The organism is Streptomyces sp. NPDC005761 (assembly GCF_040630635.1).
Classification (GTDB): Bacteria; Actinomycetota; Actinomycetes; order Streptomycetales; family Streptomycetaceae; genus Streptomyces.
Genome location: NZ_JBEXXX010000027.1, coordinates 75626 through 89525, shown reverse-complemented (window position 1 = coordinate 89525; position 13900 = coordinate 75626). Strand labels below are relative to the sequence as shown.

The 13900-nt window shown below is 69.8% G+C and carries 12 protein-coding genes; 8 read left to right on the top strand and 4 right to left on the bottom strand.

What is annotated here, in order from left to right:
* Window positions 1-12: 12 nt before the first annotated feature.
* A complete protein-coding gene (locus ABZ434_RS23550; protein ID WP_359140193.1) occupies window positions 13-1458 on the top strand; it encodes a lipase maturation factor family protein in 1446 nt (481 codons plus the stop codon).
* A 114-nt stretch (window positions 1459-1572) separates the two neighbouring features.
* Here the strand turns inward: ABZ434_RS23550 and ABZ434_RS23545 are convergent, their stop codons facing one another.
* Window positions 1573-1749 carry a hypothetical protein gene (locus ABZ434_RS23545; protein ID WP_359140190.1) on the bottom strand — a complete coding sequence of 59 codons (177 nt, stop codon included), beginning with the start codon at window positions 1747-1749 and terminating at the stop codon, window positions 1573-1575.
* A gap of 345 nt (window positions 1750-2094) precedes the next feature.
* Window positions 2095-3579 (bottom strand): SDR family NAD(P)-dependent oxidoreductase, encoded by a 1485-nt coding sequence (locus ABZ434_RS23540; RefSeq protein ID WP_359140187.1) that lies wholly within the window; start codon window positions 3577-3579, stop codon window positions 2095-2097.
* A 319-nt stretch (window positions 3580-3898) separates the two neighbouring features.
* On the opposite strand from ABZ434_RS23540, the gene ABZ434_RS23535 reads away from it, so the two are divergent.
* The 5 genes from ABZ434_RS23535 (at window position 3899) to ABZ434_RS23515 (ending at window position 9022) form a co-directional block, all read left to right on the top strand.
* A complete protein-coding gene (locus ABZ434_RS23535) occupies window positions 3899-4792 on the top strand; it encodes an RNA polymerase sigma factor SigF (protein ID WP_359140184.1) in 894 nt (297 codons plus the stop codon).
* A 361-nt stretch (window positions 4793-5153) separates the two neighbouring features.
* Window positions 5154-6413, top strand: a complete 1260-nt coding sequence (locus ABZ434_RS23530; RefSeq protein WP_359140246.1) for a SpoIIE family protein phosphatase — start codon at window positions 5154-5156, stop codon at window positions 6411-6413.
* Entirely contained in the window at window positions 6403-8025 is a 1623-nt protein-coding gene (locus ABZ434_RS23525; protein ID WP_359140181.1) for a CHASE3 domain-containing protein, read from the top strand. The genes ABZ434_RS23530 and ABZ434_RS23525 overlap by 11 nt, the downstream gene beginning before the upstream one ends.
* Complete coding sequence (locus ABZ434_RS23520) at window positions 8022-8465, top strand: response regulator (RefSeq protein ID WP_359140178.1); 444 nt, start codon at window positions 8022-8024, stop codon at window positions 8463-8465. The genes ABZ434_RS23525 and ABZ434_RS23520 overlap by 4 nt, the downstream gene beginning before the upstream one ends.
* A 101-nt stretch (window positions 8466-8566) precedes the next feature.
* A complete protein-coding gene (locus ABZ434_RS23515; protein WP_359140175.1) occupies window positions 8567-9022 on the top strand; it encodes an ATP-binding protein in 456 nt (151 codons plus the stop codon).
* Window positions 9023-9051: 29 nt separating this feature from the next.
* Here the strand turns inward: ABZ434_RS23515 and ABZ434_RS23510 are convergent, their stop codons facing one another.
* Window positions 9052-10227 carry a PP2C family protein-serine/threonine phosphatase gene (locus ABZ434_RS23510; protein WP_359140172.1) on the bottom strand — a complete coding sequence of 392 codons (1176 nt, stop codon included), beginning with the start codon at window positions 10225-10227 and terminating at the stop codon, window positions 9052-9054.
* Window positions 10228-10307: 80 nt separating this feature from the next.
* Here ABZ434_RS23510 and ABZ434_RS23505 point away from each other — a divergent pair, with 80 nt between their 5' ends.
* Both ABZ434_RS23505 and ABZ434_RS23500 read left to right on the top strand, forming a co-directional pair.
* Complete coding sequence (locus ABZ434_RS23505) at window positions 10308-10820, top strand: MarR family transcriptional regulator (RefSeq protein ID WP_359140169.1); 513 nt, start codon at window positions 10308-10310, stop codon at window positions 10818-10820.
* 249 nt (window positions 10821-11069) lie between these two features.
* Window positions 11070-11402 (top strand): STAS domain-containing protein, encoded by a 333-nt coding sequence (locus ABZ434_RS23500; protein WP_359140167.1) that lies wholly within the window; start codon window positions 11070-11072, stop codon window positions 11400-11402.
* Window positions 11403-11479: 77 nt separating this feature from the next.
* Here ABZ434_RS23500 and ABZ434_RS23495 read toward each other — a convergent pair whose 3' ends face one another.
* Window positions 11480-13831, bottom strand: a complete 2352-nt coding sequence (locus ABZ434_RS23495) for a GH92 family glycosyl hydrolase (RefSeq protein ID WP_359140164.1) — start codon at window positions 13829-13831, stop codon at window positions 11480-11482.
* Window positions 13832-13900: the final 69 nt, after the last annotated feature.

Below are 13900 nucleotides of genomic sequence, written 5' to 3'. Positions count from 1 at the left end.
ATACTGGAAGCGATGGACTGGTTCACCGCAGACGGGTACTGGCTCGGCCGGCTCCTCTTCCAGAAGGCCCTGGCCGTCATCTATCTGACCGCCTTCCTCACCGCCGCGCTCCAGTTCCGGGCGCTCATCGGTGAGCGCGGCATGCAGCCCGCCCCCGAGCTCCTGCGGCGTACCGACTGGCGCACCGCACCAGGGCTCTTCCGGCTCCACTACTCCGACCGGTTCTTCGCCCTCGTCGCCTGGTCGGGCTGCGTGCTCGCCGTCGCGCTGCTCGCGGGCGCGGACCGCCTCGTACCCCTGTGGGGGGCCATGCTCCTGTGGGCCCTGCCCTGGGTCCTCTATCTGTCGATCGTGCAGGTCGGCAGCGCCTGGTACGGCTTCGGCTGGGAGTCGCTGCTCCTGGAGACGGGGTTCCTCGCCGTCTTCCTCGGCAACGCGGACACGGCGCCACCGGTGCTCGTGCTGTGGCTGCTGCGCTGGGTGCTGTTCCGGGTGGAGTTCGGCGCCGGGCTGATCAAGGTCCGCGGGGACGCGTGCTGGCGCAAGTTGACGTGTCTGTACTTCCACCACGAGACCCAGCCGATGCCCGGCCCGCTGAGCTGGTTCTTCCACCACCTCCCCCGGCCCGTGCACCGTGCCGAGGTGGCGGCCAACCATGTGACCCAGCTCCTCGTCCCGGTCCTGCTCTTCACCCCGCAGCCCGTGGCGGGCGCGGCGGCCGGGCTGATGGTCCTCACGCAGCTGTGGCTGGTGCTGTCGGGCAACTTCGCCTGGCTCAACTGGCTGACGATCGCCCTCGCCCTGTCGGCAGTGGACTGGTCCCCGGTCACCGACCCGCCCGCGCGGTCCGACGCTCCGCTCTGGTACGAGGTGACGGTCCTCGCCGTCACGGCCCTGGTCGTGATCCTCAGCTACCGCCCGGCCCGCAACCTGTTCTCGCGCAGGCAGGTGATGAACCGCTCCTTCGACCCGCTGCACCTGGTCAACACGTACGGAGCGTTCGGCAGCATCAGCCGGGTCCGCATGGAGGTGGTGGTCGAGGGCACCGACGAGCAGGTGATCCACCCGGGCACGGTCTGGCGGGAGTACGGCTTCTGGGGCAAGCCGGGAGATCCTCGGCGGCTGCCGCGCCAGTTCGCCCCCTACCATCTGCGGCTCGACTGGATGATGTGGTTCGCGGCGCTCTCACCCGCGTACGCCCGCCCCTGGTTCGGGCCGTTCGTGGAGCGGCTGCTGGAGAACGACCGGGACACCCTGCGACTGCTGCGGGACAACCCGTTCCCGGACGAGCCCCCGGCGCACGTCCGCGCCAGGGTGTACCGCTACCGGTACACGACCTGGAGCGAACTGCGGGCCACCGGTTGCTGGTGGCACCGCACCTACGTGCGGGAGTTCCTGCGCCCGACCCCGCCGGGGCCGGCTACCGGCCGTCCGCGCGGGCCTGCGGCGACGTACTGATCCACTCGAGTTCGCCGTCCTCGGACGCCGGCTTGCCGGAGAGATGATGTCGACATGACCGAGCTCCGGCCCCGCCCCTCAAGGGGTACGGACCGGAGCTCGGGCGGGAAGCACTCAGTCGACGCCGGGCAGGATGTGCGGCTCGGCGAGGTCGTCCTCGTAGCCGGCCAGCCGGATGGGTGCGGATCTGGCCCAGACCTCGATGTTCCGGAGCTTCTCGGGCCTGCGGGCCCGCTCTCCGTACCGTTCGGCCGTCCGCTGCTCGTGCTTCGTCAGTTCCGGTGTCGTCACCGCGCACTCCTTCGTGTCGCGTAGCCCCCGGCGCATCCGACGTCCGGCGTCATATCCGGTCGTCGTCCGCCTGTGCGGGGCAGGGCAGGATCTGTTCGGTCGCGGTGGCGCCGGGTACGGGGCGGGACGGCGGCCCGGTTGACGAGCCTGTCCCAGGACGGTCAAGGAATCTTCGTGGATCCCTTGATGGCGTCCGTTCCCCTCAGCGTAACCAAATGAGCGCGCCCATGCTCGATGGAACGTGTGCCTTGGGTCACTTTCAGCCACCAAACATGGAAAAGACCCGGCCCGGGAGGGTTCCCGGGCCGGGTCTGCGACCGAGTGCGGCATCGATGCCGCCGAGTGCTACCAGTTGGCGGGGGCGTAGTCCTTCAGGAAGCACCCGTACAACGGGTCGCCCGCTTCGCCGCGGACGATCGGGTCATAGACGCGGGCGGCGCCGTCGACCAGGTCGAGCGGGGCGTGGAAGCCCTCCTCGGCGAGGCGGATCTTGTCGGGGTGCGGCCGCTCGTCGGTGATCCAGCCGGTGTCGACGGCGGTCATCAGAATGCCGTCCTTCTCGAACATCTCCTGGGCGCTGGTGCGGGTCAGCATGTTCAGCGCCGCCTTCGCCATGTTGGTGTGCGGGTGGCCCGCCCCCTTGTAGCCGCGGCCGAAGACGCCTTCCATCGCGGAGACGTTGACCACGTAGGAGTGCTTGGCGGCGGTCGCGGCCATCGCCGGGCGGAGCCTGCTGATGAGGATGAACGGGGCGGTGGAGTTGCAGAGCTGGACTTCCAGCAGCTCGATCGGTTCGACCTCGTCGACTGTCTGGATCCAGCTGTTGGTGTGGTGCAGGTCCGGAACGAGACCGCCGGCGTCGATCGCGGTGCCCGCGGCGATGCGCTCAAGCGACGCCGAGCCGGTCACCAGGGCCAGTTCGGTGACGTCCTGGGCGCTCAGCCCCTCCTTGCGGGCTGCGGGCAGCGCGGCCACGCGGTCGACGGAACCGCTGCCGAAGGTGCCGATCACCTCGGCGGCCGGCAGCTCGCCCGCCGGGAGCGGGGCGGATTCGGCACCGAGCAGTTCGCTGTACGCCTGCGGGGAGCGACGGACCGTCTGAGCAGCGTTGTTGATCAGGATGTCCAGGGGCCCCTCGGCGGCGACCGAGTCCGCGAGCGCGACGACCTGCGCTGGGTCACGCAGGTCGATGCCGACGATCTTCAGGCGGTGGATCCACTGGTCGCTGTCCGGCATCGCCTTGAAGCGGCGGATCGCGTCGTTGGGAAAGCGGGTGGTGATGGTGGTGTGGGCTCCGTCACGGAGCAGCCGCAGCGCGATGTACATGCCGATCTTGGCCCGGCCGCCGGTGAGCAGCGCCCGGCGGCCGGTGAGGTCGGTGCGTGCGTCGCGCCGGGCGCGGTTCTCGCGCGCGCAGCCCTGGCAGAGCTGGTGGTAGAAGGCGTCGACCTCGACGTACCGCGTCTTGCAGATGTAGCAGGACCTGGGCCGCTGGAGCACACCAGCGATCTCGGAGGCGGCGGAGGACGACGGCAGGACGCCCTGGGTCTCGTCGTCGATACGCTCGGCGGAGCCCGTCGCGGTCGCCTCGGTCACGGCCTTGTCATGCGCGGTCTTCGCGGCACGGCGCTCCTGGCGGCGGCGCTGCTTCACGGTGCGGTAGACACCGGCGGTGGCGCGGCGCACCGCGATGGCGTCCGGGTGGTCGACCTCGATGGAGTCGAGCTCGTCGAGCACACTCAGGCAGACGGCCAGCCGCTGCGGGTCGATACCGGGACCGAACTCCTCGATTCCGGGCGCGATCTCCGGGCTGTCCTCTGTCACCGTCATTGCCGTTCCTCTGTTGCTTGTGCCGCCGGATTCTCTCGGCGGACCGTGGCGCGCCACCGAGCCGGGCTCACGAGGACTGACATCCACGGGGCTGAGACCCTGCCGCGGGCTTCTGCGCAAAGCCGCCGCACTGCGGGCCAACGCCCTCGTCAAGTTTGCCATGCTCCAGGTGCTGCTCCATTCGAGTGCCACGGGCGGATTCACCGGTGACCGGCCCCACGCCTCCACGCCGCAAAAAAAATTGTGCCCAGGGGGAATGGCCTCGCCGATGCGGGGCACACGACGTCCGACGCACTTGGCAACAAGGAGGGGCGACATCATGACAAGCACGACGGAGCGGACCGGCACCATTCTCGGCAGCCCTGCTCACACGCTGCCCGGGACGGACGGTACAGAAGCTTCGGAACTGCCGTGGATCGAGGACACCGGCAAGGTGGCCCCGAAGGACGCGCGTGCCTTGTCGAAGCTGTTTCTCGACCGCCTGCAGGTCCTCGAAGAGGGCACCCGCGAGTACCAGTACGCACGCAACACCCTCATCGAGATGAACCTCTCGCTGGTGCGGTACGCCGCCTCCCGGTTCCGTAACCGTGGCGGTGACGACACCGAGGACATCATCCAGGTGGGCACCATCGGGCTGATCAAGGCCATCGACCGGTTCGACCTCTCGCGTGAAGTCGAGTTCGCCACCTTCGCCGTCCCCTACATCGTGGGAGAGATCAAGCGCTTCTTCCGCGACACCACCTGGGCGGTGCACGTGCCGCGGCGGCTCCAGGAGCTGCGGGTGGATCTCGCCAAGGCGAAGGAGCAGCTCTCCGCGGACCTGGACCGCGACCCCACGGTCAAGGAACTCGCCGGCTTCCTCAACCTGCCCGAGGAAGAGATCATCGAAGGGCTCGTCGCGGCCAACGGCTACTCGGCAGGCTCCCTGGACACGCCCTCGGCCGAGACCGATTCCGGCACCGACAAGCGGTCGTTCGCCGACACGATCGGCGAGGCCGACCCCGGGATGGAGACCGTCGAGAACCTCCACACGCTGGCTCCCCTGCTGGAACAGCTCGACGACCGTGAGCGCAGGATCGTGCAGATGCGCTTCGGCCAGGAGATGACGCAGGCCCAGATCGGTGAAGAGCTCGGCGTGTCCCAGATGCACGTCTCCCGGCTCCTCGCGCGCATCGTCAAGCGCCTGCGGGCAGGAATGTCCGTCGACGTGTGAGACCTACCACGTGCGAGCACCCGCTCCCACGGATCTCTCTCCTCGTGGACCGGCCGTGCACCGGCTTCGGGACGTCGAGGCGGCAGCGAATGCCCCTCGCGCGGATCGAACCCGGGGCGGGGCCCGACGCTGTGAGCGCGGGCTCGGACACCGATGCGGTGTCCGAGCTCGCCGGCATCACCGCGTACCTGCATCAGAGTTGAGAAGCTCACCGGCGGTATACGCCCGAGCTGAACCACCGGGCAACCATCAGCCGGCCCGAAGACGCCCGATCGCACAGCGGCGGGCGGCGTTCACATATGCTGCGAGACGACGGCGGGCGGCCCGCTCGGGCTTGACGAGAGGGTGAATCGTGGCTGAGATGCGCACCGGCTCCCACACCCTGCATCCGGTCGCGGCGGCGTTTCCGGTGCAGAGCGGCACCGTGGCGGCCGAGCGGCCTTCCGTCTGGGACTTCAACGCCGCGATCCTCCTGGTCGAGGACGATGCCGGAGATGCCCTCCTCGTCGAAGAGATGCTCGCCGACGGCGAGCTGGACTCCGCGCTCACGTGGTGCAAGACACTGTCCGAGGCACTGGCTTTCCTGCGCAGCCACGGGAGACCCGTCTGCGTCCTGCTGGACCTTCATCTCCCCGATGTACACGGGCTGAGCGCCGTCAACCGGATCCTGGAGACCACCCCGGACGCCGCCATCGTGGTGCTGACCGGCCTGGCGGAGGCCGAAGCAGGGCTCGACGCGGTCGCCACCGGTGCGCAGGACTACCTCGTCAAGGGACGGATCGACCCGCAGGCTCTGTCGCGCGCCGTCCGCTACGCCCTCCAGCGCAAGCAGGTCGAGCGGGCGGCGGCCGTCCTCCGCGCCACCCAGCTGATGGCCCAGGAGAACGCGCGCCTCGAACGGGGGCTGCTGCCCGTACCCCTGCTGAACGACGACTGCTTCGAGGCGGCCGCCCGCTACGAGCCGGGCCGCGCCCACGGACTGCTCAGCGGAGACTTCTACGACGTGGTCCAGAGACCCGACGGCACGGTCCACGCCGTGATCGGCGACGTGTCCGGGCACGGCGCCGCGGAGGCCGCGCTCGGGGTCTGTCTGCGAGTGGCCTGGCGCACGGCGGTCCTGTGCGGCACCGACCAGCTGGAACAGCTCGCACTGCTCGAGGAGATGCTCGTCGCCGAGCGTTCCGACCCCCATGTCTTCGCGACCGTCACCTCGCTCACCTTCCCGCCCGGCGGGGACCGCGTCCGGATCGTCAGGGCGGGGCATCCGGGGCTCCTGCTGCGCCGGGGCACCGACATCGAGTGGGTGGAGCCCGAGGGCGGTATCGCCCTCGGGCTGCTGCCCGGCCACGGCCAGTGGATCTCGACCGAGCACGCGCTGGCGCCGGGCTCCGGTCTCGTACTCTTCACCGACGGCCTGTTCGAGGGGCGCACCGGGCCCGACACCCGGCTGGGCGAGGAAGGGCTGCTGGCCATGGCCCGGGACCGGGCCGGTCTGCCGGCCCGGCCGTTCATCGACGCCCTGGTCGCCGGCGCCTCCGAGGGGGCGGCTCCCTACGGCGGCCTCGCCGACGACGTGGCCGTGTTGCATCTCGCCTGGAAGAGGACCCCGCATGAGCAGTGACGCACCGGCCGACACCCCGCAGCCGCCGGGACGATTCGCGCGCCTCTCGGTCCAGAACTGGGTCCACCTGATCCTGGCCTGCTTCGTCCTGGTCGTGTGCGGCTGTCTGATTGTCGGCGGACTCGTCCTGGCCCAAATATCCGACCGGACGACCGAACTGGTCGACCGCATCCAGCCGGCCCGCTCGGCCTCCTTCCAGTTGCAGAACGCGCTGCTCGACCAGGAGACCGGCGTCCGCGGCTACGCCCTCACCGGCGATCCCTCCTTCCTTCAGCCGTTCGAGACCGGGAAGAAGAACGAGCAGCAGCGCCTGGCCCAGGTCCGCTCGTTCATGGGGGACGGCGAGCCCTACGCCCGGGATCTCGACCGGATGGCCGCGGCCTCGGCGCAGTGGCGCAGGGAACAGGCCGAACCGCTCATCGAGGCTGTCCGCCGCGACGGTCCGGAGGGCCGCTCGTCCGCCAGGACCGCCGGGAGCAAGGCCGCCTTCGACTCGCTGCGGCGGCTCTACAGCACACAGCAGTCGCATCTCGACGCCGCCCGGGACCACGCGCGCGCCCAGCTCAGTGACGCCCGCACCACGCGGGACCGGACGCTGCTGGCCCTGGTGGCCTGCTTCGTGCTGTGCGTGATCGCCCTCAGCCTGCTGCTGCACCGCGTGGTGGGCCGGCCGCTCGGCTCCCTGGCGGAGGCCTCCCGCCAGGTGCGGGCCGGCGCCTTCCGCCGGCGGATCGAGGTACGCGGGCCGTCCGACGTACGGGCGGTGGCCGCCGCCGTCGAGGACATGCGCTGCCGCCTGGTCGAGGAGCTCGACGCCTCCCAGGAGCGCGAGGACCTGCTGGCGCAGCAGACGGAGGAACTCCGCCGCTCCAACTCCGAGCTGGAGCAGTTCGCCTACGTCGCCTCGCACGACCTCCAGGAGCCCCTGCGGAAGGTGGCGTCGTTCTGCCAGCTGCTGGACAAGCGGTACGGGACCGAGCTGGACGCACGGGGCAAGCAGTACATCGACTTCGCGGTCGACGGCGCCAAGCGCATGCAGGTACTCATCAACGACCTGCTCACGTTCTCCCGGGTGGGCCGGGTCCACGACAGCTGGAACGTCGTCGACCTCGAAGGCTCGCTGGACCGCGGCCTCGCCAATCTGGCTCTGGTCATCGAGGAGTCGGGAACCACGATCGTGCGTGCGGACCCGCTCCCCGAGGTCCATGGCGACGCGACGACCCTCGCGATGATCTGGCAGAACCTGATCGGCAACGCGGTGAAGTTCCGCCGCCCGGAGGAGCCGTGCGTGATCACCGTCGGCTGTGTGCGGGAGGAGGACGACTGGCATTTCACCGTGACGGACAACGGCATCGGGATCGCCCCCGAGTTCGCCGAGAAGGTCTTCGTCATCTTCCAGCGTCTGCATGCGCGCGACGAGTACGACGGCACCGGGATCGGGCTCGCCCTGTGCCGTAAGATCATCGAATTCCACGGCGGCCGGATCTGGCTGGATCCCGAACCCCGCACGGGGACCCGCATCCACTTCTGCCTGCCCGCCCGGGCCGACAGCTCCCCGGCGGAGGCCGGGGAAGCGGCCGACCCCGCCGAGATCTCCGGAGACACCGCGTGAGCAACCCCGTACAGCCCATCGAGGTCCTTCTCGTCGAGGACGACCCCGGCGACGAGCTCATGACGCGCGAAGCGTTCGAGGACAACAAGATCCGCAACACGCTCCATGTGGTCCGCGACGGACAGGAAGCACTCGACTTCCTCTACCGCCGCGGCGACTACGGCGACGCGCCGCGCCCCGACCTGATCCTGCTCGACCTGAACCTGCCCAGGTACGACGGCCGCCAGGTGCTGGAGCAGATCAAGCAGGACCCGGAACTCTCGCTCATTCCCGTGGTCGTGCTGACGACGTCCTCCGCCGAGGAGGACATCCTGCGCAGCTACAAACTGCACGCCAACGCATACGTCACGAAGCCCGTCGACCTCGACCAGTTCATCGCGGCGGTCCGCCAGATCGACGAGTTCTTCGTGACGGTGGTGCGGCTTCCCGGTCGTGCGTAAGATCTGCTGACGTCGCTCGGGAGTGGGATCTCCCGGGGCGGGTACACGAGCAGCGAGAAGAGAGGTCCACGGCCTCCCCCGCTGCGCCCTGGCTGGAGCCCATGAACGAACAGGCCATCTCCCGGCCGGACGACTCCCCGAGGAGTTGTCCGCCCACGGAGGCACTGCACAGCGCCGAGGTCTTCGACGGCGAACCGGGGTGCATCTCTCAGGCGCGCGCCCTGGCCGACCGCTTTCTCGCGCGTCTCGTCTCCGAGTGGATGGCCGTGCTCGGCACTCACACACGCAACGATCTGATGCTGGCCGTGAGCGAGCTCGTCACCAATGCCGACCGCTACAGCCACGGCCCCTACCTGCTGGAACTGGAGGGCACCGCCGAGCGCATCAGCGTCACGGTGTACGACAGCAGCAGCGCGCTCCCGGTCTTCTACTCCCCCGACCCGAGCCGGCTGGGCGGCCACGGCATGGAGATCGTCGTGGCCCTGTGCGACCGCCTGACGGCCGAGCGGGTGCCGGTCGGCAAGCGCATCCGCGCCGAGTTCACGCTCAGCAGCTGAGTCGCCCCGGTGGTGTCCGGGCCGAGGGTTCAGCCCTCACTCCCCTGTCTGCCGAACCAGTCGATGCAGACGACCAGCGCGTCATCGAGCGTGTCCGCGTCGCGGTAGTCGGCGAGTTCGCGCAGGACGGCGCCCGGAACCGACGCCGCGGGCAGCAGCCGCGTCGCGAGGATCACCCTGGCCAGTCCCCGCTCGCCGTATTCCTCGCCGCGGGGTGACACGGTGCCGTACACTCCGTCGCTGACGAGCAGGAGCCGGTCGCCGGGGAGCACGCGGAGATCCTGGACCACGTACTGCGACTCCTCGAACATGCCGAGGGGCAGCTGTGCCTCCAGCTCCACGCGTGCGACCGTTCTGCCGCGCAGCCGCCACAGCTGCGGCGAGCCCGCGTCCACCGCGCCTACCGTTCCGGTCGCGAGGTCGAAGCGGAGCAGCAGGGTCGAGACATGGGCGCTGCCGCGGTGCTGGTCGTACAGCGCCTGGTCGGCGAGGGCGGCTTGGTCCGCGATGCCGATGCCGGCCCTTCTGGCGTTGCGCAAGGCGTTCACGGCGAGGTTGGTGAGCAGGGAGGCCTGGATGCCTTCGCCCATGCCGTTGGTCACGGAGACGGTCAGCTGGTCGCCGTCCGCGGCCCAGTCGAAGTTGTCCCCGTGGATGGCATAGGCGGGTTCCAGCTGCGCGCCGACGGCGTACTCGGCCGCGGAGAACGCCCGGGCGGGGAGCAGCTGCCACTGCATCTCGGCGGCGAGGGTGAGCCGGGTGACGCGGCGGGCCCGCTGGTAGAGGTCGGTGTTCCGCTCCGCGACGATGATCTCGTGGCCCAGGAGGTCGGCCACATGAGCGAGGTCGTCCGCGGTCTGCGGGGTGGACGTCGCGGCCGGGAGGCGGACGCTGAGAACTCCGAGGCGTTCGCCGCGTACCGTCACGGGCAAGTGGTGGTCGACCTGGTCCCCCTCGCCGGTCGGCTCCTCGTGCGGGCGCTGGCTGCCGAAGGTGCGGCCCTGCGGGCTGTTGTTCATCGACAGCGTCCGATCGTGGCCCGGCGCGGGGCAGACCGGCTTGAGCACGGTCATGCTGTAGTCGGCCAGCAGCACCTGGACGGACCGGGCGTCGTACGCGGTGGCGAGTGCGCTGCGCACCACCTCCACCAGGGCGTGCGGCGCGGCGGCGCGTACGGCTCTCTCGATGTCGCTACGGGCGTTCACGGTCTTCCGCTCATTCTTCGTCGGGTCACGGGGACGGGGCAGGGCTGACAGAAGGACGTTCCGGGTGACAGAGTGGAAGGATGCCCCACCGCACCGGTCTTCCTCACCGCCTCGACACGGTGGCCGAGGACGTCTGCGCCGCCTCCGAACTGCTGGAGGTGCTGTGGGGCCGCGGCCAGGAGGCCGCGCCTCCCGGCACGGTCTCGCCCTCGCAGCTGCGCGCCCTGCTCGTCATCGAGAAGCAGGAGGGCAGCAACCTCCGCTCGCTCGGCGAGTCGCTCGGTTCGCGTGCTCCGTCGGTGAGCAGGCTCTGCGACCGGATGGAGGCCATGGGCCTCGTCCAGCGGGGTCCGAGTCCGACGAGCCGCCGCGAGGTCGAGCTCCGGCTGACCGTGCGGGGCCGGACCCTGCTCGAGGAGTGCCGGGCGATCCGCACCCGCGAGCTCTCGGCTGTGCTCGAGCGGATGCAGCCCGCCGAGGTGGCGGCGCTCGCCGAAGGGCTGGCCGCCTTCCACTCGGCCGCGTCGCAGCGGCTCACCACCGACCGGAGCCCGGCCGACCGGCTCCGTGACGACATCGCGGACAGCGCCTAGCTTCATCCAGCCCCTGCTTCCGCCATTGAGGCACTTCCCCGAGGGGTGCGCTCGTTGATCATTGAGGGTACAGATTGTTGCCCGACGGAGAATGTTGTCAAATGGCAACTATTACTTCTATCGTTGGTCCATACCCGCCGCGAACAGGGACGGAGTTGCACCGGACCGTCCACATCAACCGGCTTTCTCCCCCGCCATCCAGTGCATCATGAGGTGACCGTGCTCCCATCCCCCAGCGCCGGCAGAGCCATGAGAATCGTCCCACGGCAGGACCGCGGAGCGCTGGTGCTCGCCGTGACCGGTGACCTCGACATCGACAACGTCGCCCTGCTCGGCGCCGCGCTGGAGGGCGCGGCGTCGGACGGCGACGGTCCCGTCGTGATCGACCTCTCGGACGTGAGTTTCGCGGACTCGACGACGGTGAACGTGCTGCTTCAGGGTCAGACCCTGCTCGGCCCCCGGCTGCGGCTCGCCGCACCGTCCCCGTTCATGGAACGGCTCATCGGGGTGCTGGGCCTCGACAGTGCGCTTCCGGTCTTCCCGACCGTCGCCGAGGCGATCGACCCCCCGCTGCCCGCCTGAGGCCGCGACACTCACGCAAGCGCCCTGCCCCTCATCGCACGAGGAGCAGGGCGCTTGCGTGTCGCGTTGTTCGCGGATCAGCCCAGCGCGGGCGGAGCGTCCTCGGGCGAGGTGCCCCAGGCCGATGGCTCACTGCCCACCGTGAAGGAGAGCGAACGGGCCGAGCGGATGTCGTCCGTGGTGAGGTAGGTGCGCGACTGCTGCGCGCCGTCGAGCCGCGCCGACCGGATGTAGCGGTCGGTGTCCGAGGCCCCGGGGGCGCTCACCGTGAGCGCACCGCGCGGGTAGTACCGGCGGTCGAGCTTGATGTCGACGCGCTCGAAGGCCGGCGTGGACAGGCCCCAGGTGTCGGCGCCCGGCTGGACCGGGAAGACACCGATCGAGGAGAGCACCATCCAGGCGGACATGGTGCCCAGGTCGTCGTTGCCCGTCATGCCGGTCGGCCCGTTGGTGAACAGCGTCAGGGCGGCGTGGACCACATCGGTCGTCTTCCACGGCTGGCCGGTGGAGAGGTAGGTGTACGGGGCGATGAGGTCGGGCTCGTTCTGCGGGTTGTACTTGTCCGCGTTGTAGTACGCGTACGGGCCGTTGACCCACACCTCACGGGCCGTCTTCGCCGGGTCGGCGAGCAGCTTGTCGTACGCGAAGAAGGAGTCGAGACGCTGATTGGCGGCGTCCTTGCCGCCGATCAGGTCGACCATCCCGGGGATGTCCTGCGGAACCATCCACTGGTACTGCCAGGACGTGCCCTCGTGGAAGCCCTCGCTCTGCGCCGGGTCGGCGGGCCCGGTGAAGGCACCGGAGGTGTCGCGGGCGCGGAAGAAGCCGGTGGAGGGGTCGAAGATCTTCCGGTAGTTCTGGGCGCGCGCCGTGTAACGCGCTGCGTCGGCGTCGTGGCCGAGGTCGCGCGCCATCTCGGCGAGCATGCCGTCGGACAGGGCGTACTCAAGAGTGGCGGAGGCGCCGTGGTCGTAGTCGGAGTCGCCGGGCTTGGCGTGCGGACGGCCCTTGATGTACGGGGCGAAGCCGTCCTTCAGGTACTCGACGTTGGCTTCGCGGCCGACCGGGGCGGACTCGGCGGCAGGCACTCCGTCGGCGTTCTTCTTCAGGGCGCGGTACGCCTCCTCCTCGTACCCCTTCAGCAGGCCCTGCTGATAGGCGTTGGTGAGGAAGGGGGTGACCGGGTCGCCGGTCATGATGTTGGTCTCGACAGTGCCGTAGCCCCACTTGGGCAGCCAGCCGCTCTCGGCGTCGATCCGCAGGACGGATATCGCCATGTCGCGGGACTCGCGCGGGGCGAGCAGCGAGAGCAGCTGCGCCTGGGTGCGGTAGGTGTCCCAGAGGGACCAGTTCTGGTAGTACGTGAAGTTCTTCGCACGGTGCTTCTTCTGGTCCCAGCCCGTGTAGCGGCCGTCCACGTCGCTGCCGACGTTGGGCGCGAGGAACGAGCGGTACAGGGAGGAGTAGAAGGTGCGGCGGAGTTCGTCGCTGCCGCCCTGGGCCTTCACGCCTTCGAGGCGGTCCTCCCAGCTGCGTTGCGCTGCGCGCTCCACACGGTCGAAGCTGCGGCCGCCCTCGGCGCGGAGGTTGAGCGCGGCGCCCTCGGCGTCGACGTAGCTCAGGGCCGTGGTGGCCTCGACGGTGCGGTCCTTGCTGGTGTCGAAGCGGAGCCAGGCGCCGTTGCGGGCATCCGTGGCCGAGGACTTCTTCGAACCCTCGGTGACGGTGTCGCCGTTCCAGGTGCCGGACGTGGTGAACGGCCGGTCGAAGTGGGTGACCGTGTACACCGTGTACGGCTTGGTGTCCTGGCAGAAGCCGCTGCCCCTGATCGCGGTCCGCACGGTGCGGCTGTCGAGGATCTCGACCTCGGAGGAGAGCGTCCGGTGCAGTGACTGGCCCGCGTTGAGCAGTACGTTGGCCTTGTCGGTCGCCGGGAAGGTGTAGCGCTGCACTCCGGTGCGCTGCGTCGCGGTCAGCTCCGCCTCGATGCCGGTCCTGAGCCCGACGCCGTAGTAGCCGGGACTCGCCTTCTCGTCGTCGTGGCTGAACTCGGCCGCGTACTTCGCGTAGTCGGTCTCGGTCACGTCACCGGTGGTGGGCAGGATCGGCAGGTCGCCGCCCAACCCGCAGCCGACGCCGGAGAGATGGACGGAGGAGAAGCCGCGGATGTGGTTCTCGCCGTAGTCGTAGCCGGTGTTGTGGCCGGTGTCCGGGGAGAGCTGCACCATGCCGAAGGGCACGGAGGCGCCGGGGTAGGTGTTGCCCTCGTTCTGGGTGCCGATGAACGGATTGACCAGGTCGGTCAGCCGGCCGTCGGTCCGGGGCGCGGCCTCGGCCGTGGCCCCACCGGTGAGGACACCGCCCAGGAGCGCGGCGGCGGCGAGTGCGGCCGCCGGGCCGCGCAGGCGCGGCCGTGGGATCCGGTGCATGGGAATACTCCTTTGGACAACGTTGTCAGAGCGCGATCATTCTTGGTTCCCCGTTGATCCGCGTCAAGG